Source organism: Limnohabitans sp., assembly GCF_046052825.1.
GTDB lineage: Bacteria > Pseudomonadota > Gammaproteobacteria > Burkholderiales > Burkholderiaceae_C > Limnohabitans.
This window is the reverse complement of record NZ_JAVLFP010000087.1, coordinates 1-26,383: the sequence shown is the minus strand read 5'-3', so window position 1 is coordinate 26,383 and position 26,383 is coordinate 1. Positions and strand designations below refer to the sequence as shown.

Annotated in this window: 28 protein-coding genes; 10 read left to right on the top strand and 18 right to left on the bottom strand. The window is 62.0% G+C overall.

Annotated features, from left to right (window positions below):
* Positions 1-2: 2 nt before the first annotated feature.
* The 6 genes from ACKWJN_RS14140 to ACKWJN_RS14115 form a co-directional block, all read right to left on the bottom strand.
* Positions 3-986, bottom strand: a complete 984-nt coding sequence (locus ACKWJN_RS14140; protein ID WP_408597928.1) for a Bug family tripartite tricarboxylate transporter substrate binding protein — start codon at positions 984-986, stop codon at positions 3-5.
* Positions 987-1,081: 95 nt separating this feature from the next.
* Positions 1,082-1,867 (bottom strand): sulfite exporter TauE/SafE family protein, encoded by a 786-nt coding sequence (locus ACKWJN_RS14135; RefSeq protein WP_408597926.1) that lies wholly within the window; start codon positions 1,865-1,867, stop codon positions 1,082-1,084.
* 3 nt (positions 1,868-1,870) lie between these two features.
* Complete coding sequence (locus tag ACKWJN_RS14130; protein ID WP_408597925.1) at positions 1,871-2,857, bottom strand: Bug family tripartite tricarboxylate transporter substrate binding protein; 987 nt, start codon at positions 2,855-2,857, stop codon at positions 1,871-1,873.
* A gap of 22 nt (positions 2,858-2,879) precedes the next feature.
* On the bottom strand, positions 2,880-3,752 hold the full coding sequence (locus ACKWJN_RS14125) for a fumarylacetoacetate hydrolase family protein (protein ID WP_408597923.1): 873 nt from the start codon (positions 3,750-3,752) through the stop codon (positions 2,880-2,882).
* Positions 3,753-3,834: 82 nt separating this feature from the next.
* Positions 3,835-4,743 (bottom strand): DMT family transporter, encoded by a 909-nt coding sequence (locus ACKWJN_RS14120; RefSeq protein WP_408597921.1) that lies wholly within the window; start codon positions 4,741-4,743, stop codon positions 3,835-3,837.
* Positions 4,740-5,255, bottom strand: coding sequence for a methylated-DNA--[protein]-cysteine S-methyltransferase (locus ACKWJN_RS14115; protein WP_408597919.1), 516 nt, complete (start codon positions 5,253-5,255; stop codon positions 4,740-4,742). The genes ACKWJN_RS14120 and ACKWJN_RS14115 overlap by 4 nt, the downstream gene beginning before the upstream one ends.
* A 96-nt stretch (positions 5,256-5,351) precedes the next feature.
* On the opposite strand from ACKWJN_RS14115, the gene ACKWJN_RS14110 reads away from it, so the two are divergent.
* The 3 genes from ACKWJN_RS14110 to ACKWJN_RS14100 are packed head-to-tail and all read left to right on the top strand — an operon-like array spanning position 5,352 to position 9,156.
* Entirely contained in the window at positions 5,352-6,752 is a 1,401-nt protein-coding gene (locus tag ACKWJN_RS14110; RefSeq protein ID WP_408597917.1) for a phosphomannomutase/phosphoglucomutase, read from the top strand.
* Positions 6,749-7,852 (top strand): lipopolysaccharide heptosyltransferase I, encoded by a 1,104-nt coding sequence (gene waaC / locus ACKWJN_RS14105; protein ID WP_408597915.1) that lies wholly within the window; start codon positions 6,749-6,751, stop codon positions 7,850-7,852. Before ACKWJN_RS14110 ends, waaC begins: the two co-directional genes overlap by 4 nt.
* Positions 7,852-9,156, top strand: a complete 1,305-nt coding sequence (locus ACKWJN_RS14100; RefSeq protein ID WP_408597913.1) for a 3-deoxy-D-manno-octulosonic acid transferase — start codon at positions 7,852-7,854, stop codon at positions 9,154-9,156. The genes waaC and ACKWJN_RS14100 overlap by 1 nt, the downstream gene beginning before the upstream one ends.
* On the opposite strand, the gene ACKWJN_RS14095 is transcribed toward ACKWJN_RS14100, so the two are convergent.
* From ACKWJN_RS14095 to ACKWJN_RS14065, 7 genes are all read right to left on the bottom strand, one after another.
* Complete coding sequence (locus tag ACKWJN_RS14095; protein WP_408597911.1) at positions 9,146-10,525, bottom strand: TolC family outer membrane protein; 1,380 nt, start codon at positions 10,523-10,525, stop codon at positions 9,146-9,148. The two genes, ACKWJN_RS14100 and ACKWJN_RS14095, sit on opposite strands and share 11 nt — an antisense overlap.
* Positions 10,526-10,541: 16 nt before the next feature.
* A complete protein-coding gene (locus tag ACKWJN_RS14090; protein WP_408597909.1) occupies positions 10,542-10,883 on the bottom strand; it encodes a rhodanese-like domain-containing protein in 342 nt (113 codons plus the stop codon).
* A gap of 9 nt (positions 10,884-10,892) precedes the next feature.
* Positions 10,893-11,546 (bottom strand): protein-L-isoaspartate O-methyltransferase family protein, encoded by a 654-nt coding sequence (locus tag ACKWJN_RS14085; protein WP_408597907.1) that lies wholly within the window; start codon positions 11,544-11,546, stop codon positions 10,893-10,895.
* Between the two features lie 52 nt (positions 11,547-11,598).
* Complete coding sequence (locus ACKWJN_RS14080) at positions 11,599-14,793, bottom strand: efflux RND transporter permease subunit (RefSeq protein ID WP_408597905.1); 3,195 nt, start codon at positions 14,791-14,793, stop codon at positions 11,599-11,601.
* A gap of 7 nt (positions 14,794-14,800) precedes the next feature.
* Positions 14,801-15,976: an efflux RND transporter periplasmic adaptor subunit gene (locus ACKWJN_RS14075; RefSeq protein ID WP_408597903.1), complete on the bottom strand. Its 1,176-nt coding sequence runs from the start codon at positions 15,974-15,976 to the stop codon at positions 14,801-14,803.
* 7 nt (positions 15,977-15,983) lie between these two features.
* A complete protein-coding gene (locus ACKWJN_RS14070; RefSeq protein ID WP_408597901.1) occupies positions 15,984-16,655 on the bottom strand; it encodes a TetR family transcriptional regulator in 672 nt (223 codons plus the stop codon).
* 74 nt (positions 16,656-16,729) lie between these two features.
* A complete protein-coding gene (locus ACKWJN_RS14065) occupies positions 16,730-17,515 on the bottom strand; it encodes a YdcF family protein (RefSeq protein WP_408597900.1) in 786 nt (261 codons plus the stop codon).
* Positions 17,516-17,541: 26 nt separating this feature from the next.
* Between ACKWJN_RS14065 and msrA the strand changes: the two genes are divergently transcribed.
* From msrA to ACKWJN_RS14050, 3 genes are all read left to right on the top strand, one after another.
* Positions 17,542-18,108: a peptide-methionine (S)-S-oxide reductase MsrA gene (msrA, locus tag ACKWJN_RS14060; RefSeq protein ID WP_408597899.1), complete on the top strand. Its 567-nt coding sequence runs from the start codon at positions 17,542-17,544 to the stop codon at positions 18,106-18,108.
* Positions 18,101-18,502, top strand: a complete 402-nt coding sequence (locus tag ACKWJN_RS14055) for a hypothetical protein (protein ID WP_408597897.1) — start codon at positions 18,101-18,103, stop codon at positions 18,500-18,502. The genes msrA and ACKWJN_RS14055 overlap by 8 nt, the downstream gene beginning before the upstream one ends.
* A gap of 68 nt (positions 18,503-18,570) precedes the next feature.
* The gene (locus tag ACKWJN_RS14050) at positions 18,571-20,652 is read left to right on the top strand and encodes a TonB-dependent receptor (protein WP_408597895.1); all 2,082 of its coding nucleotides are present in this window, start codon (positions 18,571-18,573) and stop codon (positions 20,650-20,652) included.
* On the opposite strand, the gene pdxH is transcribed toward ACKWJN_RS14050, so the two are convergent.
* Positions 20,649-21,305, bottom strand: a complete 657-nt coding sequence (gene pdxH / locus ACKWJN_RS14045; RefSeq protein WP_408597893.1) for a pyridoxamine 5'-phosphate oxidase — start codon at positions 21,303-21,305, stop codon at positions 20,649-20,651. The genes ACKWJN_RS14050 and pdxH overlap by 4 nt on opposite strands.
* A 109-nt stretch (positions 21,306-21,414) precedes the next feature.
* Between pdxH and ACKWJN_RS14040 the strand changes: the two genes are divergently transcribed.
* The 3 genes from ACKWJN_RS14040 to ACKWJN_RS14030 all read left to right on the top strand — a co-directional run bounded on the left by ACKWJN_RS14040 (position 21,415) and on the right by ACKWJN_RS14030 (position 23,402).
* Positions 21,415-22,410, top strand: a complete 996-nt coding sequence (locus ACKWJN_RS14040; RefSeq protein WP_408597891.1) for an XdhC family protein — start codon at positions 21,415-21,417, stop codon at positions 22,408-22,410.
* Positions 22,407-22,979: an NTP transferase domain-containing protein gene (locus ACKWJN_RS14035; protein WP_408597889.1), complete on the top strand. Its 573-nt coding sequence runs from the start codon at positions 22,407-22,409 to the stop codon at positions 22,977-22,979. The genes ACKWJN_RS14040 and ACKWJN_RS14035 overlap by 4 nt, the downstream gene beginning before the upstream one ends.
* A gap of 138 nt (positions 22,980-23,117) precedes the next feature.
* On the top strand, positions 23,118-23,402 hold the full coding sequence (locus tag ACKWJN_RS14030) for a high-potential iron-sulfur protein (RefSeq protein ID WP_408597958.1): 285 nt from the start codon (positions 23,118-23,120) through the stop codon (positions 23,400-23,402).
* An 81-nt stretch (positions 23,403-23,483) separates the two neighbouring features.
* Here the strand turns inward: ACKWJN_RS14030 and gloA are convergent, their stop codons facing one another.
* From gloA to ACKWJN_RS14015, 3 genes are read right to left on the bottom strand one after another with little or no spacing between them, the layout of a single operon-like run.
* Positions 23,484-23,873, bottom strand: a complete 390-nt coding sequence (gene gloA / locus ACKWJN_RS14025; RefSeq protein ID WP_408597887.1) for a lactoylglutathione lyase — start codon at positions 23,871-23,873, stop codon at positions 23,484-23,486.
* Positions 23,870-24,415, bottom strand: a complete 546-nt coding sequence (locus tag ACKWJN_RS14020; RefSeq protein WP_408597885.1) for a PaaI family thioesterase — start codon at positions 24,413-24,415, stop codon at positions 23,870-23,872. The genes gloA and ACKWJN_RS14020 overlap by 4 nt, the downstream gene beginning before the upstream one ends.
* A gap of 10 nt (positions 24,416-24,425) precedes the next feature.
* On the bottom strand, positions 24,426-25,199 hold the full coding sequence (locus ACKWJN_RS14015) for an enoyl-CoA hydratase/isomerase family protein (protein ID WP_408597883.1): 774 nt from the start codon (positions 25,197-25,199) through the stop codon (positions 24,426-24,428).
* 78 nt (positions 25,200-25,277) lie between these two features.
* Between ACKWJN_RS14015 and ACKWJN_RS14010 the strand changes: the two genes are divergently transcribed.
* On the top strand, positions 25,278-26,216 hold the full coding sequence (locus tag ACKWJN_RS14010; protein WP_408597881.1) for a 2-hydroxyacid dehydrogenase: 939 nt from the start codon (positions 25,278-25,280) through the stop codon (positions 26,214-26,216).
* Here the strand turns inward: ACKWJN_RS14010 and ACKWJN_RS14005 are convergent.
* On the bottom strand, positions 26,171-26,383 hold a 213-nt coding region (locus ACKWJN_RS14005; protein WP_408597879.1), incomplete at its 5' end, for a hypothetical protein. The genes ACKWJN_RS14010 and ACKWJN_RS14005 overlap by 46 nt on opposite strands.

Genomic DNA, 26,383 nt, shown 5'->3' with positions numbered 1-26,383 from the left:
GGTCAGTCTGCTTTGATGTTGGCTTCTCGGATCACTTTGCCCCAGCGGGCGTAGTCGTCTTTGATGGTGGCGGCCAGGGCTTCAGGGCTGCTGGGGGCAGCCTCAATGCCTTGGCCATTGAGGTTGGCTTTGACGTCGGGCAGTTGCAACACGCGCGCAATGTCGGCGTTGACTTTGGTCACCATCTCCTTGGGCACGCCCGCGGGCATGAAGACGCCCAGCCACACATCCAGGGCCACGCCGGGCACGGTCTCGGCCATCGCGGGCACGTCGGGGAAGGCTGCAAAACGCTTGCCCCCTGCACCTGCAATCAAGCGCAGCTTGCCTTCCTTGATGTGGGGCAGCAGCGAGTTGATGGCACCGATGAAGACTTGGATGCGGCCGCCCAGCAAGTCGGTGATGGCAGGCACTGCGCCCTTGTAGGGCACGTGCTGCATTTGAATGCCCGCCGCGTGGTTGAGCATTTCAGACGCCAGTTGCTGGGGCGAGCCATTGCCAGACGAGCCATAGTTCAGCTTGTCGGGGTTGGCTTTGGCATAGGCCACCAACTCGGCCACGTTTTTGGCCGGCACTGAAGGGTGCACCACCAGCACAAATGGCACCAAGGCCACTTGGCTGATGGGGGTGAAGTCTTTGAACACATCGAACGGCGTTTTGCCCACATGCGGGTTGGTGACAAAAATGTTGTTGGCCCCCAGCAACCAGGTGTAGCCATCAGGGGCGCTCTTGGCCACCAAGTCGGCGCCCAAGTTCATGCCCGCGCCGGGGCGGTTGTCCACCGTCACGGCCTGGCCCCATTGCTCGGTCAGCTTTTGCGCGATGACGCGCGCCACCACGTCGTTGCTGCCGCCGGGGGTGATGGGCACGATGAATTTGACAGGGCGTGCCGGGTAGGCGGTGCTTTGTGCCTGTGCGGGCAGCGCCATCCACAGGCTTGAGCCCAAGCTGAGGGCCAACAAGCAGCGGGTCATGAAACAGCGAACCATGTGTGTCTCCTATCCAAGTCTTTTTGTAGGGGCAGACTCTAGTGGTCTGTGCCGTGGCTTCCAGTCGCGCGGGCGTCAAGCGTGGGGGGCGTGTCTCACTTGCTGAGAAGCGCCACCGCAATGCACAGCAAGAACACCAGCAAAATGCGGCGAAACAACACCTCGCTCACCCGCGTGCGCACCCGTTTGCCCAGCGACAAGCCCAGCGCCATCGGTGCCATGGCGACCACCGAGACCACGATGTGCGACAACTCCAAGCGGCCATACCACCACAGGGCGGCGTACAGCGGGGCCGCGCCAAACAGGTAAATCACGCTGATGGTGCCAATGAATTCTTCGCGTTTGAGCTGCAAGGCCATCAAGAACGTGATGATGATCGGGCCGGTGAGAGACGACACGCCGCCCATGGCACCCGACAAGGTGCCCACACACGCCCCCGCCCAGCGCTCCCAGCGATGGGCAATGTGCAGCTTGGGGTTGAAGGCCATCAAGCTGATGGCGGTGACCAGCGCCAAAGCCATCATGCTGTTGAGCACCACCGCGGGCAGCTGCAAGGTCAGGGGCACGGTGATCAGGGTGCTCAAGAGCAGGCTCACGATCAAAGGCCAAAAGCGTTGCAGGTTGTGGCGCGAAGCCCGGCTGTCATAGGTCTGCCACAGGTTGGACACCAGCACCGGCGCTGCCACCAGCGCAATGGCGGTGGGTGTGGGCAGCATCAAGGACAGCAAGGGCACCACCACCAAGGGCAGGCCCACGCCGAGCACCCCTTTGACCGTGCCGCCCAGCATGAACACCAGGCCCAAGCCCAGCCACAGCCAAACGCTGGCATGGGCAAACTCAGGAGGCAACAGCCAAGTGAGGTCGACGTGTGACAGATCCAACACTCAGTCCACTTTGCCGATGCGTTGCACCAAGGCGGCCATGTCTTTGGCGTCGGTTTGCACATAGCGCTCAAACTCTGGCGCGTCCTGGAACATGAAGCTGCTGCCCGAGGCTTGCATGGCTTGGTTGGCGCGGGTGTCAGCGGCTGCAAATTTGGCGGCTTGGCGCAGTTTTTCCACCACGGCGGGGGGCGTGTGGGCGGGCACAAACAGACCCGACCACTGGGCGTAGGCAATCGGCACCCCCAACTCCTTGAGGCTGGGCACCTCGGGCAGGCTGGCCAAACGGCCTTCGCCCCAGTGGGCGAGTGCGCGCAGCTTGCCTGCTTTGATTTGTTGCGCCACGCTGGCCGGTCCGGTGGACAGGGCTTCGATTTGGCCCGACAGCAAGGCCATCACGGCTGGGCCTGCGCCGGTGTAGGGCACATGCAGCATGTAACTGGAGGTGGCGGCCTTGAGTTGCTCCATCGGCACGTGCATGGTGCCGTAGTTGCCTGATGAGCCAAACGACACCTTGGCCGGATGGGCTTTCACATAGGCCATGAATTCGGCATAGGTCTTCCAGGGGCTCTCGGCACGCACCACCAGCACCGTGGGGTCGGCGCTGAAACGGGCAATGGGCTTGAGCTGGTCGAGCTGAAACATGGGGGCGCGTTTGAGCACCTTGTCGGCCTCGGGCAGCACCACCAGCGAGGACAGCGCCATCAACAGGGTGTAGCCATCGGGCTTGGCCTTGGCCACTTGGCCCATGCCAATGCCGCCGCCCGCACCGCCTTTGTTTTCCACCACCACCGACTGCTTGAGGTAGCGGCCCATGGCCTCGGCCACGGGGCGTCCCACCGCATCGGCCACGCCACCGGGAGGAAAGGGCACGACCATGGTGATGGGGCGGCTGGGGTAGTCCTCTTGGGCTTGGGCGGACAGCGTGCCGCACACGCTCAAGAGTGAAAGCGCCCAAGCGCTGATCAGGTGTGTGCGGCGTGATGTCATGCGGGTCACCTCGGAACTTGGTTTAGATGAACTTGTTTTCGATGTGGCCAATGCCATCAATCTCGACCCGCACCACGTCACCGGCTTGCAGGTAGCGCGGGGGCTTCATGCCCATGCCCACGCCTGCTGGGGTGCCGGTGGCAATGATGTCGCCGGGGTAGAGGGTGATGCCGCGCGAGATGGTTTCGATCAGCGTGGGGATGTCAAAAATCAGCTGCTCGGTGGGCCCGTCTTGGCGCGGCTCGCCGTTGACGAAGCAACGCACGTGGGTGCGGGTGCCGTCCAACTCATCGGCAGTGACGAGCCAAGGGCCCATGGGGCAGAAGGTGTCGAAGGACTTGCCCATGTCCCATTGCTGGTGACGCATTTGCACGTCGCGCGCAGTCACGTCGTTGACGATGGTGTAGCCATACACATGCTGCATGGCATCAGCGGCGCTGATGTTTTTGCCACCTTTGCCAATCACCACCGCGAGTTCGGCTTCGTAGTCGATCTGCTCAGACACGGCACTGCCTGGCAACTGCACCGGGTCGGTGGGGCCTACCACGCACTCGGGCACTTTGGTGAACACGATGGGCCAAGCCTGGGTGTTGGTGTTGCTGTCTTTGAAGACAGAGGCAGACAGTTCTTTGGCGTGCTCGTGGTAGTTGCGGCCCACGCACCAAATGTTGCGACGTGGCAGCGGCAGAGGCGCTTCGAGGTGCACGTCTTTCACAGGCACCGACGTGGTGGCCAGGGCCGGCAGTGTGCCGCCAGCCATCAGGCTTTCAATCAGACGCAAGGCACCGTGCTCGGCCACCTCTGCGCTGACTTGAAACGCCGTGACGTGTTGGCCGTCGGCCGAGACTTGGCCGACGTGGCGTTGGTTGAGATGGCGGTAGGTGGCGATGCGCACGGTGTGCTCCTGAGAGATGGTTGAAACTGCGCGGGATGCTAAACCACATCGCCTCGGGGCCACTGGGGCCCTGTCATGTGCATTACAGATTTGGCGCTCGCCGCAGCCCAACCAAGCCCGAGGCCAGCGCGGTGCCCATGATCACCACCAAGCCGCCCAGCAGCATCCAGTGGGTGATGACTTCGTCCAGCAACACGATGCCAATCACATTGGCAAACACGGGAATCAGGTAGGTCACGGTCAACGCACGTGCCGGGCCGGTGCGGCTGATCAAGCGGAAGTAAAGCCAATAGGCCAAGGCTGTGCACAGCAAGCCTGCCGCTCCTAAAGCCAGCCACGCATGGGCCGACGGCGCTTGCTCGGGCCACAGCCACAGAGCAGGCAGCGCCAAAAACACGCTGGCACCCCACAAGCTGCCGCTGGCGACGACCATGGGCGACACGCCTTTGAGGTAACGCTGGATGAAACTGCCCGCCAGCCCATAGCAAGTCGTGGCCCCCAAGCAGGCCAGAACCGCCAAGCCGGTGCCGCCGGATCGAAAGCCCATGCCGCCGGGTACATCGCTGACGAGCAGCAAGACGCCACCAAAGCCCAAGGCCAGCCCGAGTGCCCGCGCGCTGTTCAAGCGCTCGCCCAGCCAAAACCAAGCGATCAGGGCCCCAAACAAAGGGGTGGTGGCATTCAAGATCGAGGACATGCCGGTGGAAATGTGCAGCAAAGCGTAGGCGTAGAGCACAAACGGCAGGCCTGAGCTGAGCACGCCCACCACCCATGTGTGGCGCCAGTGCTGGCGCAGCATCCCCACTTCACCGCGCCAGATCACCACCGGCGTGAGCATCAGTGCGGCCAACAGCACACGCACCCAAGCGGTGGTCACCGGCCCAAAGGCGACGGCGCCTTCGCGCATGAACAAAAACGAGGAGCCCCACAACAACGCCAGCAAAACAAAGTCGGGCAACCATTGGCGCCAAGGCAGTGGGCTGGGGTTCACGCGTGGGCTGCTTCCAAAGCCAGCAGTGACTTTTTGCGCGAGATGCCCCCGGCATAGCCGGTCAGTGCGCCGTTGGCGCCCAGCACGCGGTGGCAGGGAATGACCATGCTCAAGGGGTTGCGCCCAATGGCAGCACCCACGGCACGCACGGCTTTGGGTGAACCCACGCGCTCGGCAATGTCCCCGTAATGGGTGGTTTGGCCATAGGCAATGGTTTGCAAGGTATGCCACACCCGCTGTTGAAACGGTGTGCCAAAGGGCAAGGCCAGTGGCAACTCAAAGCTCTGCCGCTGGCCTGCCAAGTATTCGTTCAATTGCGCATGCGCGAGGCCCAACACGGGGTGGCGCTTGGCCTCAGGCCGAGGCACTTCTTGCCAGCCCTGGGTTTGGGGGGCGTGGGCCTGTCCGACAAACCACACCCCCACCAAGCCATCGTGGTTGGCTGCCAAACCCACGTCACCCAAGGGGGTGGGAACGGTTTGATGGAGGATGGTGGATGAAGCGTTTGTCATGGTGGGTACTCGGTTTGTCATTATCCTAGCCTTGAGCACGGCTGTGCTGTGAAGCACAACTCTCGAACATCACCCCCCCTCTCTACAATCACCTTCATGCAAGTCCATCCTTCTATTTTCAAAGCCTACGACATCCGTGGTGTCGTGCCCAGCACCCTCAACGTCGACGTAGCCCATGCCTTGGGCCGCGCTTTTGGCACCCATGCCCAAGCCTGTGGCGAAACGGTGGTGGCCGTGGGTCGGGATGGCCGCTTGAGTGGGCCGTCCTTGGTGGAAGCCCTGGTGCGTGGTTTGGTCGAAACAGGGATGGACGTCATCGACGTTGGCGCGGTCACCACGCCCATGCTGTACTTTGCGGCCAACACCTTGTGCCGCAGTGGCATCCAAGTCACGGGCAGCCACAACCCCAAGGACTACAACGGCTTCAAAATGGTGTTGGGTGGGCGTGCGATTTACGGCGATGAAATCCAAGGCCTGCGCGAGATCATGCAATCCGAAACTTGGACCTTGAAAACGGGCGGCAGCGTGCGAGCTGTGGATGTGACCGCCGATTACCAAGCCCGCATCGTGGGTGACATCCGCTTGAGCCGCCCCATGAAAGTGGTGGTCGATTGCGGCAATGGCATTGCCGGGGCCAGCGCACCGGCCATCTTTCGCGCCCTGGGCTGCGAGGTGATCGAGTTGTTCAGCGAGGTCGATGGCCATTTCCCCAACCACCACCCAGACCCCAGCAAGCTGGAGAACTTGAACGACGTGATCCACGCGCTGCAAACCACCGATGCCGAGTTGGGCCTGGCGTTTGACGGCGATGGCGACCGCTTGGGCATCGTCACCAAAGACGGGCAGATCATTTTTCCGGACCGTCAGATGACCTTGTTTGCGCAAGACGTGCTCACGCGTGTGCCGGGTGGCACCATCGTCTTTGACGTCAAGTGCTCGCAACGTTTGGCACCTGCCATTCGCAATGCAGGCGGTCAGGCCTTGATGTTCAAAACCGGCCACTCGCTCATCAAAGCCAAGATGAAAGAAGTCGACTCGCCCTTGGGAGGCGAGATGAGTGGCCACATCTTTTTCAAAGAGCGCTGGTATGGCTTTGACGACGGCACCTACGCCGGTTGCCGCCTGCTGGAGATCGTCAGCCGCAGCGCCGACGCCAGCGCCGTCTTGAACGCCTTGCCCACCAGCCACTCCACCCCTGAGCTCAATGTGGGCTGCGTCGAAGGCGAGCCGCACCGCGTGAGCGCTGCGCTGCAGCAGTTGGTGGTGTCTGGGGGCGTGCCTTCGCCGGAGCACCAGCCCGAGGTGTGTGTGATCGACGGCTTGCGCATTGACTGGGTGGATGGGTTTGGTTTGATCCGAGCTTCCAACACCACCCCTGTGTTGGTGTTGCGTTTTGAGGGGCAGACCCCTGCGGCCTTGGCCCGCATCGAACACGACATGCTGGCTTTGCTGCGCCAAGTCAAGCCCGATGCCGCCTTTCAGGAGGCCGCGCATTGAGCCTGCGCACCCGTCCCGACCCGCGCCCCTTGAAGGTGTTGGTGGTCAAACTGTCGTCTTTGGGTGATGTGGTGCACACCCTGCCCGCGGTGATGGACATGCAAGCGGCGTTTCCCAATGCGCAGATCGACTGGGTGGTCGAACGCGGCTTTGCGCCTCTGGCCGCACGCTGCCAAGCGGTGCACCGCGTGATTCCGTGCGAGTTGCGCCGCTGGCGCAAAGACCCGTGGTCAAGCACCACGCGTGCTGAGTGGCGCGCCTTCAAAGCCGATGTGCAACAACAAGCCTACGACGCTGTGGTGGACCTGCAAGGCCTCACCAAGTCGGCCCTGGTGGCATGGTTGGCCCGCACCACGCCGGGTGGCAAACGCTATGCCTTGGCCAACCGCACCGAGGGTTCTGGCTACGAGCGTCCCACACGCTGGGTGGCCGACGTGGCCGTGCGCGTGACACCGCACATCCACGCGGTGGACCGTGCCCGCGTGCTCTGTGCACAGGCCTTGGGCTACGCCGTGCCGGCGCATGTGACCTATGGCTTGGGTTCGGCCGATCCTCATTCCCAGGCGAACATTCATCCTTGGGTGGTCTTGGTGCACGGCACCTCACGGGCCGACAAAGAATGGCCGCTGGCCCATTGGTTTGAACTGGGCCAACGCTTGAAGCAGATGGGTTTGGATGTGGCGCTGCCCCACGGCAACGAGGCCGAGCGCATTCGCAGCTTAGCCTTGGCCGAGATGCTGCCCGGCGCCGTGGTGTGGCCGCGTCTGTCGCTGGACGACCTGACCGCCGAAATGGCCCTGTGCGTGGGCGTGATCGGTGTCGACAGTGGTTTGAGCCACATCGCGGTGGCCTTGGATTTGCCGCACGTGCAGATCTACAACTTTGACACCGCGTGGCGCACCGGTCCGGTGGGGCTGACGCGGCAATGCGCCTTGGTGGACTGCCCCACGCCCACGGTGGATGCCGTGTGGCAGGCCTGGCAGCGTTGTGTGGCCACCCCGCCTCAGCTGGGTCCATCCGCCAGTTTGGCAGGAGGGCAGAGCGCCAACCCTGGGCTGCAAGACGCCATCCAAGAATCGCCTTGGGGTCAGGCGCCGTGATGCGCTGGCTCTACACCGGCTTGGTGTGGGCGCTGCAACCGTTGCTGCGTCTGAAGTTGCAACGCCGTGGGCGCGTTGAGCCCGGTTACTGGGTGGCGGTGGCGGAGCGCTTTGGCCGCTACACGCAAGCGCCGGCAGCGTCCAACGCGGCGGGCTGTGTCTGGGTGCATGCGGTGTCGCTGGGTGAGACCCGGGCGGCTGAGGTGCTGCTCCAGGCCCTGCGCCTGGCACATCCGGGCTTGCGCATCGTGCTGACCCACGGCACGGCCACGGGCCGGGCTCAGGGCCAAAGCCTGTTGCAGCCCGGCGACGTGCAAGTTTGGCAGCCCTGGGACACCCCGGCTGTGGTGCAGCGCTTTTTGATGCAATTCAAACCGCAGCTGGGCATTGTGCTGGAGACCGAGGTGTGGCCCAACTGGGTGGCTTCTTGTCAACGTGCCCAGGTGCCGCTGGTGTTGGTAAATGCGCGCATGAGCGACAAAAGCATGCGCCAAGCCCAGCGCTTGTCTTGGCTGTCAGGCCCAGCCTACGCCGGGTTGACGGCGGTGTGGGCCCAAACCGAGGCCGATGCCCAACGTCTGCGCACCTTGGGGGCACGGGTCCAAGGCGTGCTCGGCAATTTGAAGTTCGACGCCCAGCCCAACCCTCAGCAACTGGCCCAGGCTTTGGTGTGGGCGCAGCGCTTGACGCGGCCGGTGGTTTTGCTGGCCAGTTCGCGCGAGGGCGAAGAAGCGCTCTGGCTGGACGCCTTGCAAGCCTTGAAGGACGATCCGCTGGACCAACGTGAACATGTGAATGCGGTGCACTGGCTGGTGGTGCCGCGTCACCCGCAGCGCTTTGACGAGGTGGCGCAGATGCTGCAAGCGCGCGGCTGGCAGGTGTCCCGCCGCAGCCAATGGGCGGATGGGCCCGACACTGCGGGTGAAGCCGATGTGAACACCGTGTGGTTGGGCGATTCCTTGGGCGAGATGGCGCTGTATTACGGCTTGGCCGATGCTGCCTTGTTGGGCGGCAGCTTTGCGCCTTTGGGCGGGCAAAACCTGATCGAGGCCACGGCGTGTGGTTGCCCGGTGCTGATGGGGCCGCACACCTTCAACTTTGCCGAAGCGGCCGAGTTGGCCCAACAAGCGGGGGCCGCCTTGCGCGTGGAGGACATGGCGCAGGCCATTGTCACGGCCTTGCAGATGGTGCGGTTTGGGCCCGATGAAAACGCCCATGTGGCGGCGTGTGTGGCTTTTTCCCAGGCCCACCGCGGTGCCGCGCAGCGCACGGCAGCGGCGCTGGCGCCTTACCTCAAGGCTTGAGCAGGGCGTTGATCGGTTGCAGATCCAGGGGGGTCAGCGTTCCTGCGGCTTGGCGCAGTTTCAAGGTGCCCACCAACACGTCGTAGCGGGCTTTGGCCAAGTCGCGCTTGGTTTGGTAGAGCTGGCTTTGCGCGTTCAAGACATCGATGTTGATGTTCACACCCACCGAGTACCCGAGTTTGTTGGCGTCCAACGAGCTTTGGCTGGACGCCTCAGCCGCTTGGTAGGCCTGCACTTGGCTCAAGCCAGAGACCACGCCGAAATAGGCGGTGCGTGTGGCTTGGGCGGTGTTGCGCTTGGCGGCTTCCAGGTCAGCGCGGGCTTTGCCCTCCAAGGACACGGTTTCTTTGATGCGGTAGTCGGTGGCAAAGCCCGAGAAGATTGGCAGGTTGAGCACAACGGCTGCGGAGGGGTTGTACACATGAGACGCCACCGACTGCGTGGCGCTCCCCCCCAAGTTGCGAATGCCACCGTAAGAGACTTGCGCGTCCACCGTGGGTTTGTGACCGGCTTGCGCTTTGCTCACCTCCAGCGAGGCCACGTCCAAGGCCAGTTGCGCTTGACGCACCGCAGGGCTGACCGTTTCAGACTGAGACACCCACACATTGACGTCTTCTGCGGGTGCTTTGACCAGTTGGCTGTTGTCGGTCAAGCGCTTGGGCTTGGCGTTGCTCAAGCCCACCACCAAGTCCAGCGCCAGGCGTTTGATGCGCACATCGTTGTCGGCGGCAATTTCTTGGGCCGTGGTCAGGTCAAAGCGGGCTTGGGCATCGCGCACACCGGTGATGGTGGTGGTGCCCACTTCAAAGTTGCGTTTGGCCGAGGCCAGTTGCTCGCCCACGGCTTTCTTTTGGGCTTGCACCAACTCCAGGCTGTCTTCGCTGGTGAGCACATCAAAGTAGGATTGTGAAACCCGCACCAACAGGTCTTGCTCGGCCGCTTCGTATTGGGCTGCGGCTTGCTGCAGCAAGGGACCGCCTTGTTTGTAGGTGTACCAAACGGCAGGGCGGTACAGGGGTTGGGTCAAAGTGACGGCTACTGAACCCGTGCCGTAATAGCGCTCGCTGGCCATCACCGTGCTGGTCGGTTCGTCAGGCCTGTAGTTGAAATAGGTGCGAGAGGCAGAGGCAGACAGCGCGATGTTGGGCAAGATGCCGCCCAAGGTCTGGTTGGCCTTGGCCAAGTTGGCCTCGTACAAGGACTTGGCCGACATGTAGCTGGCGTCATGGCCGCGCGCTGCGTCATACAGCTCGACCAAACTTTGGGCTTGCGCGCCCGATGCAAAAGCAAATGCCAGGGCGGCTGCCAAAGGCAGGGCGCGGAACATGGCGCGGGTCACAGAGTTGGACAAAGAGCGGGTGGGCAGCATGCGGTTCTTTCAAAATTCAATACGTGGGCACAGTGGGGTCGACTTGCGAGGACCAGGCGTTGATGCCGCCCGTGATGTTGGCCACGGTGTCAAAGCCTTGCTGGGCTAAAAACATCGCCACTTGCATGCTGCGCGCGCCGTGGTGGCACAGGCAGGCAATCGGGCGCTCGCGGGGCAGGTCTTGCAAGCGCACAGGGACGGTGCTCATGGGGATGGTGAGCAACTCAAAGTCTTTGGCGACCACACAAGCCGTTTGGACTTCCCAAGGCTCACGCACATCCAACACCACGGTGGGACCCTGTGCGGCATGTTGTGTCGCCCAAGCCGCGAGCTGTGCGGGTTGAATTTGATCGATCATGGGCTGGGCTTAAAAGTGAAAGCGGGTGGGCTCAGCAAAGCCTTGCAAGCGAGGCACTGCGCTGTCCCAAAGAACTTTGCTTTGCCAGGTCAGGTCTGCCGTGCGGGTGAACCGTGTGGCGCACATCACAGGGTCTGAGCCCACGATGGCCAACAGGTGACCGCCGACCTTGAGCTGCTGCAACAAGGCTTGGGGCACTTCGGCCACCGAGCCGCCCAACACGATGGCGTCAAAAGGCGCATCTGCTGCGCTACCCAGGCTGCCGTCTGCCACGCGCACGTCCACGTTGGTCACGCCAGCGCGCTGCAAATTGGCACGTGCCGTGCGGGCCAAGTCGGGGTTGATTTCCAAGCTGATGACGCGCTGCGCGCGGCCGGCCAACAAGGCGCTGAGGTAGCCGCTGCCGGTGCCTATTTCCAGCACCTTCTCGCTGCCGTTCAAGAGCAGGTCGTGCATCAAACGCGCATCGATGCGGGGCGGCACCATGGTTTGGCCGTGCCCCAGAGGGATCTCGGTGTCGGTGTAGGCCAAGGCTTGGTAGGCCTGGGGGACAAACAATTCACGTGGCAACTTGGACAGCACCTGGAGCGCCGCCTTGTCCAGCACCTGCCAAGGGCGGATTTGTTGCTCCACCATGTTGAAGCGGGCTTGTTCTGGGTTCATCTCAATACTCCAAATTCATCTGACGGGGCAGCCAAGCCCCAAGCTTCAAATTTTAGCGGTCAGCGGGTGCATCCTGGGGCGCAGATCCCCAAAGTCGTTGCAACCATTGCGCCAGATCATCCATGTAGCCATACACCACCGGCACGACCACCAAAGTCAGCAGCGACGAGGTGATCACGCCACCCATCACCGCTTGCCCCATGGGCGCGCGTTGCTCTGAGCCTTCGGAGATGGCAAACGCCAGGGGCACCATGCCAAAAATCATGGCCAAGGTGGTCATCAAAATCGGGCGCAAGCGCACGCGTGCCGCCAGCAACAAGGCGTCGTTGCGCGACAAGCCGGCTTGGATCGACCCGTCGGGCAGCAGCTGGTCTTCGCGCGCACGGATGGCGAAGTCGACCAACAAAATGGCGTTCTTGGTCACCAAGCCCATCAACATGACCATGCCAATGACGGAAAACATCGACAAGGACGAGCCAAACATCAGCAAGGCCAGCACCACGCCAATCAGCGTCAAGGGCAGGGCCGTCATGAGCGCCATGGGTTGCAAAAAGCTTTTGAACTGGCTGGCCAAAATCATGTAAATGAAGACCACCGCCAAGACGAGTGCCGAGATGGCATAGTCAAACGACTCTTGCATGCTCTTGGTGGAGCCGCCAAATTGAAACTTGTAGCCGGGCGGCAAGGCGATGCCTTGCATCACCTGACGGATGTCGTTGGACACCTCGCCCGAGGAGCGGTTGTAGACGTTGGCATTGATGGCGACCTCGCGCTTCAAATCGCGCCGGTTGATTTGGTTGGAGCCCGTGCCCTCCACCACTTGGGCCACTTGGTTGAGCCGTGCCACCCGTGTGCTGCCGTCGGCGGCGGTGTTCAAGGGCAAGGGGAGGCGCTCGAGGTCTTGCAAGCGGGTGCGGGCACGCGGGTCCAATCGCACATTCACATCGTAGGTTTGGTCGTCGGCAGCGCGCCAGTTGGTGACGGTTTGGCCCGCCACCAAGGTGCGCAACTGGCTGCTGATGCTGCCCAGTGACAGGCCCAAATCACTGGCCGCTTCGGCTTGGACTTTGACTTGCACCGTGGGCTTGTCGGGCTTGATGCTGGAGTCAAGGTCGACCAGCCCTGGGATGGGGCGTACCGCATCCATCACCTGCTGGGTCAGACGTTCGAGTTCGCGCAAATCGGTGCCCATCAAAGAAAACTCAATTTGCTTGTTGCCGCCCATGGTGTCGAGCAAGCCTGCATGGGTGACGGTGATGCCCGGCACGTGTTGCAAGCGCTCGCGCAACACGGCGGACATGTCGTCGACGGTGCGTTGACGCAAGCGGCGCTCCACCAAGCGCACGTACAGTGCGGCGTAAATTTTGCCGTTGGCCGAACCGGTGTTGAGGGTGGCCACGGTGTAGCGAACTTCAGGAAACTCCCGGATGATGGCCTCCACCTGCTGGGCTTTGGCCTCGGTGGCTTCGAGCGACGAGCCCACGGGGGTGTAGAAGTTCACATAGGTTTCAGAGAAGTCAGCCTTGGGCACAAACTCGGTCCCCAGCAAGGGCACCATGAAGATGCTGCTGACAAAGGTGGCAACAGCCAAACCCACGGTGGCTTTGGGGTGGTGCAAAGCCCAATGCAAGATGCGTTGGTAGACCTCGCTCAAACGGTCGGTGCTGCGCTCAAACCAGGCCGTCACGCGTCCCAGCGTGCGATCGTAGAGGTTGGCATGGCCGTGCTGCCCATGGGCATGGATGGTGGGGTCGTGCCAGACGGACGACAGCATGGGGTCGAGCGTGAAGCTCACGAACATCGAGATCAACACGGCCGCCACGATGGTCAGGCCAAACTGGTGGAAAAACTTACCGATGATGCCGCCCATGAAGCCAATGGGTAAAAACACCGCCACGATCGACAGCGTGGTGGCCATCACGGCCAGCCCAATTTCTTCGGTGCCGTCCAAGGCGGCTTGGTAGGGGGTTTTGCCCATTTGCACATGGCGCACGATGTTTTCGCGCACCACGATGGCGTCGTCAATCAACAAGCCCACGCACAAAGACAGCGCCATCAGCGTGATCATGTTGACGGTGAAGCCCAGCATGTACATGAACAAAAAGGTGCCGATGATGGCAATCGGCAAGGTCAGTCCGGTGATGACGGTGGAGCGCCACGAGTTCAAGAACAAGAAGACGATCAGCACCGTCAGCAGCGCCCCCTCGATCAGGGTTTGGCGCACGTTGTTGACGGCCACGCGGATCGGACGTGCACTGTCTTGTACCGGTTCCAAGCGCACACCAGGGGGCAACAAGGGCCGGACTTCTTCCAGCGTCTGGGTGAGGCCATCGATCACGTCGATGGTGTTTTCGTCTTGGGCTTTTTGCACCGTCATCAACAGCGTGCGTTGGCCGTTGTACAGCGCGAGGCTTTCCACTTCTTGGGCGCCGTCTGCCACGCGTGCGACTTGCGACAAGCGAATGGGGGTGTTGCCACGGCGGGCGACGATGATTTTCCCAAAGTCTTCGGGGCGCAACATGCGGCCCTCGACTTGGATGACCCGGTCTTGTTGCAAGGACCGCAGCGCACCCACGGGTTGGTCTTGGCTTTCGGTGCGCACGGCGTTGACCACTTGGTCGGCGCTCACCCCCAAGGATTCCATGGCTTGTGGGTTGAGGTAGAGGTTGAGCTCACGCTTGGTGCCGCCCACGATGGTGACAGCACCCACACCACGCACATTTTCCAGACGCTTTTTGAGGACTTGATCGGCCCAGTTGGTCAACTCAACGGCTGCCGTGGCCGACTCAGGGCTGCCGTCTGACGGTTGGGCAGGCAACACGGCCAGCGACCAAATGGCTCGGCTGGCCGGGTCAAAGCGCAAGACCTTGGGCTCTTTCACATCGCTGCGCAGGGTGGGGCGGATGTTGGCAACTTTTTCCCGCACATCGTCGGCACCTTTGCGGCCATCGATGTGGAGTTGAAACTCCACCACCACCACCGACATGCCTTCGTAGCTGCGCGAGGTCAGCGCGTTGATGCCAGCGATGGAATTGACGCCTTCTTCGATTTTTTTGCTGACCTCACTCTCCACGATCTCTGGCGAGGCACCCGGGTATTCGGTGGTGATGACCACGACTGGAAAGTCGACATTGGGAAACTGGTCAATTTGCAGCCGCTGGTAAGAGAAAAAGCCCAGCACCACAAAGGCCAACATCACCATGGTCGCGAAGACCGGGTTTTTCAAACTGACGCGAGTGAACCACATGGCGTTGTCAGCGGGTGCTGCTGGAGGCGGCTGTGGCTGGCGCGGCGGGTGAGGTGAACTTCACAGCCACACCTTCGCGCAAGGCACCCACATGGCCTTTGAGGACTTGGGTGCCTGACGCAATGCCTTCAACACCCACCCAAGTCTGGCTGTCGCCGGCTTGTGTGCCGCGCAGCCCCAAGCTGACCACTGGGTGCGCCACTCGCACTTGGCTGCCCACGGTCTCCAGCACTTGCAGGTAGGGGCGGGCCCGATCGGTGCGCACGGCCGACAGTGGCACCGACAGCAGCCGACGCTGTTGCAGGTTCAAGCTGCCTTTGGCAAACAAACCATGACGCAAACCGGCGGGTTGCTGAATGGCCAAGTAGACCAAGACGCTGCGACTGCCCGCTTGGGCGCTGGGGCTGATGCGTTGGACTTTGGCGCTGACCAGCTCCGGTCGGTCTTCCACTTGCAACTGGGCCACTTGGCCCACACGCACGTCGACCGAGTCGCTGGGGCTCAAGGGCACTTCCACTTCAAGTTGGCTCAGGTCCACCAACTCCAACACCTTGGTGTCCACACTCACCCGTTCGCCCGCTTGGGCCGCCCGCAGTGCCACCACCCCCGAGAAGGGGGCGTAAAGCACCGCGTCATCGAGCGTTTTGCGCGCCACTGCTGCGCCGGCGATGGCCGCTTGGTGGGTGGCCACGGCGCCTTGGTAAGAGGCCAAGGAGTTGTCCAGCGCGGTTTTGGCGATGAAGCCCTGGTCCACCAAGGCTTGGTTGGTGTCCCACTGTCGCTTGGCGATTTCCATTTGAGATTTGGCCGCATCCGCTTGGTCTTTGGCTTGCTGCCAACGGCGTTGGTATTCCGTGGGGTCGATGCGCGCGAGCACTTGGCCGGCCTTGACCACATCGCCCTCACGCACACTGAACTCTTTCAACTGACCGGCCACCTGGGCTTTGATGATGGCGTAGTTCAAGGCTTTGACCGTGCCAGAAAGCGCCAGAGTTTGGGTGATCTCTTGGGTCTGAAGTGTCCAGACATCTTGCGCGGCCAATTCAATTTGGTTGATGGCGGGCGTCGGTGTGGCCGCTGCCTCTTTTTGTTGCTGGCGTGCCGACAGGGCACGCCACACCCCGACCACCAAGGCCAGCACCACAAGGGCAATCACGATCCAACGAGGTTTGAGGAGGCGCATGGACAGCTCACAAAGAGGGGGTTGTTGTCAAACCGTGCAACAGCACGTCGACTTGCGTGTGGATGAACCGTTCGGGATCGACGATGTCTGCGGATGCGGCGCATGCGCCCATGGAATGTTTCCACATCATCAAAAAAATCATCGGGGCGACCACGGTGTAAACCGCTTGGTCCAAGTCCAAGGCCCGAAACTCGCCGCTGGACACGCCCCGTGCCAAGATTTGGCGCAGCAAGGCATGGCCTGGATGAATCACTTCTTCTTGGTAAAACGCGGCAATGTCCGGGAAATTTTTGGCTTCGCTCATGACCAACTTCACAATGCCGCTCGCCGGTGTGTTGCCCATCTGGTTCCACCAAGTCACCATGGCAAAGCGCAGCATGTCGCCACTGCTGCCGACAAAGTTGTTGAACTCTTCGTTCCAAGCCGGAAACAGTTTGACAATGTTCTCGTGAACCACCGCTTTGAAGAGGTCTTCTTTGGTGGGAAAGTACAAAAACAAGGTGCCCTTGGACACCCCGGCATGCAAAGCCACTTCTTCAACCCGTGTGGCGGCAAACCCCTTTTCGACGAACAAGCACAGGGCCGCGTCCAACAACTCACCCGGACGCGCTTGTTTGCGCCGTTCCCGCTTGTGCAGAGGCTCTGGACGCTGAAGGGTTGTTTCGTGGAGTGAAGACATGTTTCTAATGACTCGTTGGTTAGTAATATACCCCGAGTCACCTAAAAGTATCGGTTGTGGTCAGGTTGACGGGCTCATGTCAAACGCAGCCCCAGCCACTCCTTGATCAGCCAGCCGCTGTCGCGCAGGGCCTGGGCATGAGGTAACCACTGCAACACAGGGTGCATGTCGCTGTGGATGTAGCCCATGGGCGCCGGTGTGACTTGCAGCCCGGCCGCCTCAAACTGCCGCACGCTGCGCGGCATGTGCCAAGCGTGGGTGACCAGCGCCACGTGGGTGATGCCATCACGCTGCAGCAACTGGGCGGTCATGCGCGCGTTCTCTTGGGTGTCGCGCGACTGGTCTTCTTGCCAGCGCAAAGCCGGTCCATGCCAACGGGCCAGCACTTGGGCGGCGACTTGCGCTTCCGGCGTTTGACCCTGCTGACCTCCCCAGCCCACACCACCGCTGTAGGCCAAAGGCAATGGGGTGGCCTGGGCCAAGTGCATGCCGTAAAGCAAGCGCGCCATGCTGTCGGGCGGCAGGTTGGGGCCGCCGTATTCGGGCGATAGGTGTTCGACGCCACCTCCCAGCACCACGATGGCCTGCACCTGGGTTTGACGCAACACCTCTGGCGTGGTGGGGCTGACTTGGGGCAGCGCATGCACAGACAGCCACAAGGCCACCGCAGGGCAACTGAGCAACCAAAGCCCGGCACAAGCCAGCACACCCCCGGTCATGGGAAGGTGAATAGAAAGTTGGCGCCTGCTCACGCTGCGCCGCCAAGCCCATGCCATCAAGGCCGCCATCAGCAGCGGTCCACTGGCCGCGGGCAAGACCAGTTGGGTCAAGAAAGGTTTGAGGGCAAGCAGAGCATCCATGGCTGGACATCATATGATGACGACCCATGAGTTCCACACCCACCACGTCCTCCTCGTCCTCGTCTTCCAAGGTCATCACCCTGGGGGGCGGTTGCTTTTGGTGCACCGAGGCCGTATTTCTGCGCGTCCAAGGCGTGTTGAAGGTGGTTTCTGGCTACAGCAATGGGCATGTGCTCAACCCCAGCTACGAGCAGGTGTGCACGGGCAACACCGGGCACAACGAGGTGGTGCAAATCAGCTATGACCCCAGCCAGATCAGCCTGCGTGAGTTGTTGGAAATCTTCTTTGTCATCCACGACCCCACCACCTTGAACCGCCAAGGCAACGATGTCGGCACGCAATACCGCAGCGGTATTTACTGGGATGACGAGGCCGATCGTGCGGTGGCGCAGCAGGTGCTGGATGAGGTCAACCCTCACCACGCAGGTCGTGTGGTGACCGAATTGCTGCCGCTGAGCAATTACTGGATGGCCGAGGACTACCACCAAGACTACTTTGCCAACCACCCCAACCAAGGCTATTGCGCCTTTGTGGTGGCCCCCAAGGTGCAGAAGTTTTTGCACACCTTTTCAGACAAGGTGCGCGATGCTTGAACGTTGGCGCTTGCAGGCGTGTGCGCGTCAAGGCCTGTTGGTCTTGGCTTTGCTCGTGCTGCTGGCGCAATCGTTGGGGCTGGCACACCGCTTTGTCCATCCCCCCAGTGTGGGCCCTGGCCATGCGCTGGCCCTGGCCGAGGGCAGCCAAGCCGAAGCTGCCGTGTCCCCTGCGGCCACCCCAGCGCCTTGGGGCTGGGTGTTTGGTGACCACAAATCCACAGCCGACTGCCAGCTCTACGACCAGTTGTGTCACGACGCGCTGGGCCTTGCCTTGTGTGGGGTGTTGGCCTTGGCCGTGCCGAAGGTATGGCTGCGCTGGCGGGTGCGTGAGCGCCTGGCCTTGCACGCGCGTTTTTTCTCGGCCCGTGCGCCGCCCGCTGTTTTGAACTGACCTGTCGTCTTCGCGCGTGTGGCTGTGTGCCGCCGCGTGGTCATTTCTTTTCAGCGGAACACTTCTCCATGAATTTGTTTTTTCAACGCAGCGCTGTGGCGGTGGCCACATGGGCCAGCCTCAGCGCCGTGTGGGCGCAATCCCAATCTGGCGCACCGCCGGCAACGTTCACCACCCCAATGCAAGAAGTCACCATCACTGCCCAGCCCCTGAGCAACGCAGGCTTGGCGACCCCCGTGCAGCAACTCTCTGGCGCAGCGTTGGCGCAGCGCCAAGGCAGCACCTTGGGTGAAACGCTCGACAACTTGCCGGGTATGGCCAACAGCTCGTTCGGCCCCAATGTGGGCCGGCCTGTGATTCGGGGCTTGGACGGGGACCGCATCCGCATCTTGCAAAACAGTGGCGCCAACATGGACGTGTCAGGCTTGAGCTTTGACCATGCGGTGCCGATCGACCCCCTCATGACCGAACGCATCGAGGTGCTGCGAGGGCCCGCCACCTTGTTGTACGGCAGCAGTGCCGTGGGCGGCGTGGTGAACGTGATCGACAACCGCATTGCCCGTGAGCCCACGTTTGACGCCCAAGGGGGTGTGTTGGGCAAGGCCGAACTGCGCGCGGGCGGTGCTGCCCAAGAGCGCAGCAGCGGTGCCCTGGTTGAGACGGGCAACGACCGCTGGGTGCTGCATGTGGATGCGTTTGACCGCCGCACACGCAACCTGTCGGTGCCAAAGGCCATGGACTGCACCGTCAACGGCGTGACCACCACGCAGCGGCGGGTCTGCAACTCGGCCAGCGACACCCAAGGCTCGGCGGTTGGGGGCACGTTGCTGTTTGCCCGTGGGTATTTGGGGCTGTCGGCCAGTGAATACCGCAGCACCTACGGCACGGTGGCCGAATCGGATGTGACCATTGGCATGCTGCGCCGCCACCAGGTGATGGAGGGGCAGTGGCGTGATGCGGCAGGTCTGCTGCAAGCACTCAAGTTTCAATGGGGCCACACCCGCTACAGCCACACCGAATACCCGGGTGCTGCGACCGGAACGCGTTTTGACAATGGGGGGCACGAGCTGCGCTTGGAGGCCACACCCTATGCCCAACGCTGGGTCAACGGCATGCAGCTGCAAGGCGTGCTGGGCGTGCAGCGCGAGGGCAACCAGTTGGCCGTGCAAGGCGACGAGGCCTTTGTGCCGCCCAGTCGCACCCTCGGCAACGCGCTGTTCACCCACCAAGTGCTCAGCACCGACTGGGGCCAGCTCAGTGCCGGGGCACGCGCCGAGTCGGTGGCTGTGCGCAACCAAACCACCGGGGTGGACAAACGCTTCAGCCCGTTCAGTGTGGCCTTGGGCGGCATGCGCACTCTGCGCCAGGGTGAAGCGCAAAACGGTTGGCAATTCAGCAGTCACCTCAGTTGGAGCCAGCGCGCACCCAAAGACCACGAGTTGTTTGCCAATGGGCCGCACACGGCCACTGGCACGTTTGAAGTCGGCAACGCCCAGAGCGACTTGGAGCGTGCGACGCAATGGGATCTCGGCGGCGAGTGGAAGAACGGGCCGCACAAAGCCTCGGTGACGGGGTTTGTGTCGGACTTTGCCAATTACCTGTCGCAGCAGGCAACGGGAAGCCACGATGCGACTTACAACTTGCCCATCTACGCCTTAGAGGGCGTGCGTGCGCGCTTGGTGGGGCTGGAGTCCAGCGCCTCTTGGCGCATGGTGGGGGGCAGCCAAGCCTTGTGGAGCCCAGACGGCAGCCAGGGCGCCATGGATTTGGCTTTGCGTGCCGATGTGGTGCGCGCGGACGACTTGACGCACAACCGCCCCCTGCCGCGCATCGCGCCTGTGCGGGTGGGGGCTGATTGGGTGTGGGCGCATCAGGCATGGGGCGCGCGCTTTGGCTTCACGCACGCCGGTGCCCAACACCGTGTGCCGCAGGCGAGCGATGTCACCACCGCTGGCTACACCCTATGGAACGCGGGGGTGAATTACCAAACCCGCGCCTCTGGCACGCGCTGGATGCTGTTTGCCAAGCTCGACAACCTGACGAACCAACTGGCGTATTCGTCCACCTCGGTGCTCACCCAGACCATGGGCAGCAACGCCCCGCCCTTGGCCGGGCGCAGTGTGAAGCTGGGCTTGCAAGCTAGTTTTTAAGGGGCCAAACGCTCGCGCACCCAGCTGGCGGCGTCGCTGCTGCTGGCGCTGGGGTGGAGCCGGTAGCGCAGGCGGTCGTGCAAACGGCTTTTGCGGCCTTGCCAAAACTCCCACTGGTCAGGCACCAAGCGGTAGCCCCCCCAGTGCGGCGGGCGGGGTGGTTGCAGCAAAAACTGAGCGCCGTACTTGGCGGCATTGGCCACCAGGGTGCCGCGCCCGTCGATCACCTGGCTTTGCGGGCTGGCCCAGGCACCAAGACGCGAGTCGAGCGGGCGGCTGTGAAAGTAGGTGTCGCTCTCGGTGTCGCTGACTTTCTCCACCCGACCTTCGATGCGCACCACACGCTCCAACTCGACCCAATGGAATTGCAGCGCAGCAAAGGGGTTGCCCGCGATTTGCTGGCCTTTGCGGCTTTGGTAGTTGGTGAACCACACAATGCCGCGTGCGTCGTAGCCTTTGATCAACACCACGCGTGTGCTGGGGCGCAAGTCGCCGCCTACGGTGGCCAAGGTCATGGCGTTGGGCTCTGGCAACTCGGATTGAATGGCTTCGTTGAGCCACAGGTCAAACTGCTGCATCGGGTCGGCGGCAGAGGCCGATTCGTTGAGTTCGGCGCGTTCATAGCTTTTGCGAAGGTCGGCGATTTGTTTCATAGGTGACAGCTCAAAGGTCCGGGTGAGGGCAAGGCCCACTGCGCATCCTACCCAAGCGGCTTATGCTCTGGCCTTGTTGATGAATTTGACTCAGAGAAATGAGACTGCCATGGAAAGTTTGGACTTACGCGTGTTGGGTGATGTGCTCGCTTGGCGTCAAGCGGGTCGGCGTGTCACCCTGGTCACTGTGGTAGAGACCTGGGGCAGTGCCCCGCGTCCACCCGGTGCCTTGCTGGCAGTGCGCGACGATGGGGTGGTGAGTGGCTCGGTGTCAGGCGGTTGTGTGGAAGATGATTTGATTGCCCGCATCAAAGCCGGTGAGTACGACAGCCTGTCGCACCCGTCGATGGTGGCCTATGGCGTGAGCAAAGAAGAAGCTGCACGTTTTGGCCTGCCCTGCGGTGGCACGCTGCGTTTGGTGCAAGAACCCATCACCGATGTGCAGTGGATTCAAGACGTATTGGCACGCACAGCGGCCCACCAGCTGGTGGCGCGCACCTTGACTTTGGCCACCGGCCACGTGACGCTGCGTGACGCCCAGCGCACCGACACGTTGGAATTTGACGGCACCCGCTTGACCACCTTGTTTGGCCCGCGTTGGCGCTTGCTGTTGATTGGAGCCGGGCAACTCAGCCAAGCCGTGGCACAGATGGCCAGCTTGCTCGACTTTGAGGTGCTGGTGTGCGACCCACGCGAAGAGTACGCCGCCACGCTCGGCATTGAGGGCGTGACCCGCGTGCTGGGCATGCCCGACGATGTGGTGCAGCAGTTGGCGCCCGATGCGCACACCGCCATCGTGGCGCTCACCCACGACCCCAAGCTCGACGACATGGCCTTGATGGAGGCTTTGAACTCGAATGCGTTTTACATCGGTGCCCTCGGTTCGCGGCGCAACCAAGAGGCGCGCAAAAAACGCTTGGCCGAACACTTTGACTTGTCGCCTGAGGCCCTGGCGCGTTTGCATGGGCCGGTGGGTTTGCGCATTGGCGCGCAAACCCCAGCTGAGATTGCGGTGTCCATCGTGGCCGAAATCGTGCAGGTGAAAAACGTGGCCCATGCAGCGGCCAGCGCTGCAGCCCCCACCGAGACCCTGTGCAGCCTGTGAGCAGCGATGCCCCGTCGGTGGTGGTGATCCTCTTGGCCGCAGGGCGAGGTGAGCGCTTCAAAGCCTCCGGGGCTTCAATGGACAAGCTCGATGCGCCGTTGGCGGGGTTAAGGGTGCGCGACCATGTGTTGCGCAGCGTGCAAGCCAGTGGTTTGCCCTGGCACATCGTGGAGCGCGAACACACGCAGCACTTGGCGCAAGCCGGCATGGGCGACAGCATTGCCTGTGGCGTGGCAGCCACGGCCCATGCGGGCGGCTGGTTGATCTTGCCGGCAGACTTGCCCTTGGTGCAGCCCACCACCTTGTTGGCCGTGGCGCAGGCGCTGCAGCAGCACCCGGTGGTGGTGCCCTGGTACCAAGGTGAAAAAGGTCATCCGGTGGGGTTTGACGCCAGCTGTGGCGTCGCTTTGCAGGCCTTGCAGGGCGACGAGGGCGCGCGCTCTGTTGTGGCGCAGCGTGGTGCATGGCGCTTGGAGGTGTCAGACCGTGGGGCTGTGCTGGATGTGGACACCCTGGACGCGCTCGCGCAGGCCGAAGTGTTGTTGCAGCGGCCTGCTGCCCAAATCTGAACCCCTAGAGTCAAGATCCAAAGTCAGGGTGGACCCGGGTATACCCGCTAAAATACCGCCTGCCAGCATCTTCTGGTTATCTATTCGAAGATCTCTATGAACAACGCATTCAAGACCCCCACCAACCGCCGTGTTTTCATGTTGCAGACTGTGGCTGCCACCGGCGTGGCCGCCTTTGCCTCGGCTGCCCAAGCGCAAGCCATGGTGGCCGAATCTGATGCCCAAGCTGCAGGTTTGGGCTACAAGGCCGATGCCACCAAGGTCGACAAAGCCAAGTACCCCAAATACGCCGCAGGTCAGGTATGCAGCAACTGCGCACTGTTCCAAGGCGCTGCTGGCGCTGCAGCCGGTGGTTGCCCCTTGTTTGCCGGCAAGCAAGTGGCTGGCAAGGGCTGGTGCTCGGCCTACGCGAAAAAGGGCTGATCGCGGTCAACGCATCACCTCAAACAAAAAAGGGCCGCAAGGCCCTTTTTTCATGTGCCACTGTGGTGGCATTTCAGCGTTTTACATGTCTGCGCGTTCGATCAATTCGATCTTGTAGCCGTCTGGGTCTTGCACAAAGGCAATCAGGGTGTTGCCGCCTTTGACGGCGCCTGGCTCACGCGTGATGGTGCCACCGGCCTGGCGAATTTTGTCGCAGGTGGCGCGGATGTCCGACACGCCGATCGCAATGTGGCCGTAGGCGGTGCCTAAGTCGTAAGACGTGACGCCGTAGTTGTAGGTCAACTCGATTTCCGCTTGGTCGGGGTTGCCGCCGTAGCCCACAAAGGCGAGGTCGTAGTGTTGGTCGGGGCGTTGGGTGGTGCGCAGCAACGCCATGCCCATGGCGTGGGTGTAAAAGTCGATCGAGCGTTGCATGTCGCCCACGCGCAGCATGGTGTGAAGAAGTCTCATGGTGGGGGTGCTCCTGGCAAGTCAAAAATCAAACAGGTGGATGTGGCGTGGGCGTAGAGCGTGCCGTCCGGCCCAACCAAGCTGGCTTCAGCCGAAGCCATCTGACGCCCGCTGTGCAGCACTTTGCCGATGGCGCGCACGCGTTGCACTTTGGGTGTGAGGGCTTTGACCAAGTTCACGCTCAAGCCGGTGGTGGTGTAGCCCCGGCCAGCAGGCAACAGGGTGTGCACCGCGCATCCCATGGCCGAGTCGAGCAGGGTGGCAAACCAGCCCCCATGCACGGTGCCCATGGGGTTGAAGAAATCAGCCTGCGGTGCGCCTTGAAAGGCCACCTGGCCAGAGCTGGCTTCAACCAGCAAAAAATCCAGCAACTTCGAAAAAGGGGCAGGGCGGGTGTGACCTTTCAGCATGCCTTGAATAAGCTCCAGCCCTGTGCGTGACCGCACATCGTCCAGTGGCGTGACGCCATGGGGCAGCATCAGGCGGCGAGCCTCTGCCTCTTGGTCCATCCACTGTTGCAAAGTGTGGGTGAGGGTGGTCATGGACGTTCCTTCAACGGCCGGTGAACTTGGCGGGACGCCGCTCGGCAAACGCCGCCCGGCCTTCGACAAAGTCGGCGCTGTGCACCGATTGGCGGGCGCGCTCTTGGAGCACGGGTTCACAGTACATGCCGGCAGCCACCTCGTTCAAGCTCTGTTTGGTGGCCTGCAAGGCCAGCGGGGCCATGGCGGTGAGGGTGTTGACACATTGGGTCACTTCAGCGTCGAAGTGCTCGGCGTCAACCAAGGCTTCAAACAGGCCCAGCGGCTGCAGGTCTTCAAACGGCAAGGACTGTCCCAAAAGAAACGCGCGTTTGCTCGCGTTCAAGCCCAAACGGCTGACGTAGCGCCGTAATCCACTGGGGTAGTAATGCAAGCCCAGTGCGCAAGCGGGCATGCGCCACGACATGCCGCGCAAGCCCACGCGCAGGTCACACGCCAACACCAAATCGGTGGCGCCACCGTAGACACTGCCGTTGAGCGCACAAAGCGTGATGGGACGCAAAGCTTCAAGAGCTTGCGGGATTTTTTCAAAAAACAAGGGGGCCATCACGTCGTTGTCAAACCCACCCACGTGGTAGCCCGCACTGAACACGGGCTTGGCTTGACCCTGGGTGTCTGCACGCACAACCAACACCTGAATGGCTGGGTTGTGGTTGACGGTGTCGAAATGCGCCATCAGGGTGTGCAGGTCGTCATCGGTCAAGCTGTTGCGCTGCGCGGGGCGGCGCAAGGTCAGGGTGGCCACGCTGGCGTGGAGATCAAGAGTAGGGAGGCCTTCGTTCATGGCACGATGTTAGCCAATGTCGCGTTAGAGTCGGTGTTGTACCCGCGTTGGCGCTATTCATCAGGTAGGAGAAAAACAATGACACAACACCTCATGCAGGTCTCTCAAATTCCGGCTTTCTTGATGCAGGCCATGCAGCAAGAGGATTACATCGTGCACGACCATACGCACATCGTCGACCCATTGGCCTTGGGCAAGGTCACTGCATTGGTGGGCACCGGCAGCGAGTCCAAGGTCGACAAAGCCTTGCTGAGCATGCTGCCCCAGGTCAAGCTGATTGCGCTGTGTGGGGTGGGCTATGACGGCATCGACCTGGATGCCGCGAGAGAGCGTGGCGTGGTGGTGACCCACACCCCGGGCACCATGACGGCTGATGTGGCCGACTTGGCGCTGGGGCTGATGCTGTCGGTCTCGCGCCGCATCCCACAAGCGGATCGTTTTGTGCGCAACGGGGATTGGGTGGTCGGATCATTTGGCATGACCCGTCGCCTCTCGGGGTCGCGTCTTGGCATCTTGGGCATGGGGCGCATTGGCCGCGCCATTGCGCAGCGGGCGGCGGCTTTTGACATGCAAATCAGCTATTGCAGTCGTTCACCTAAAACAGACGTGTCGTATCGCTTTCATGAGTCGGTCGAGGCGTTGGCGTCAGAGGTCGACTTTTTGGTGGTGGCGACCCCCGGAGGCCCGGCGACCCAGAACTTGGTCAATGAGGCGGTGTTGCAAAACCTGGGACCCAAGGGCTATTTGGTGAACATTGCGCGTGGGTCTGTGGTCAATCCCGAGGCTTTGTTGCAGGCTTTGAAAAACAAAACCATTGCCGGGGCGGGCTTGGATGTGTTTTGGGATGAGCCCCGCGTCTCTGCGGAATGGCGCAGTTTGCACCAGGTCGTGCTCACACCGCACATTGGCAGCCACACCGAGGAGACTCGGCGCGCCATGTCCGATCTGACCATGGCCAATTTGCGAGCGTTTTACGCGCAGCAACCTTTGCCCACCCCCGTGCCGGAGTGCCAGTGATCAAAAAACCCCGCAGACCGTGAGGTTGCGGGGTTTTCTTGGGTGTGGTGCTTGGACTGGGGTGAATCAGCGGCCGTAACCACCGCCACCGCCGTAGCCGCCACCTGAGCGGCCACCACCACCACCGCCAGAGCGTCCACCGCCGCCACCACCACCACCGTTGCGTC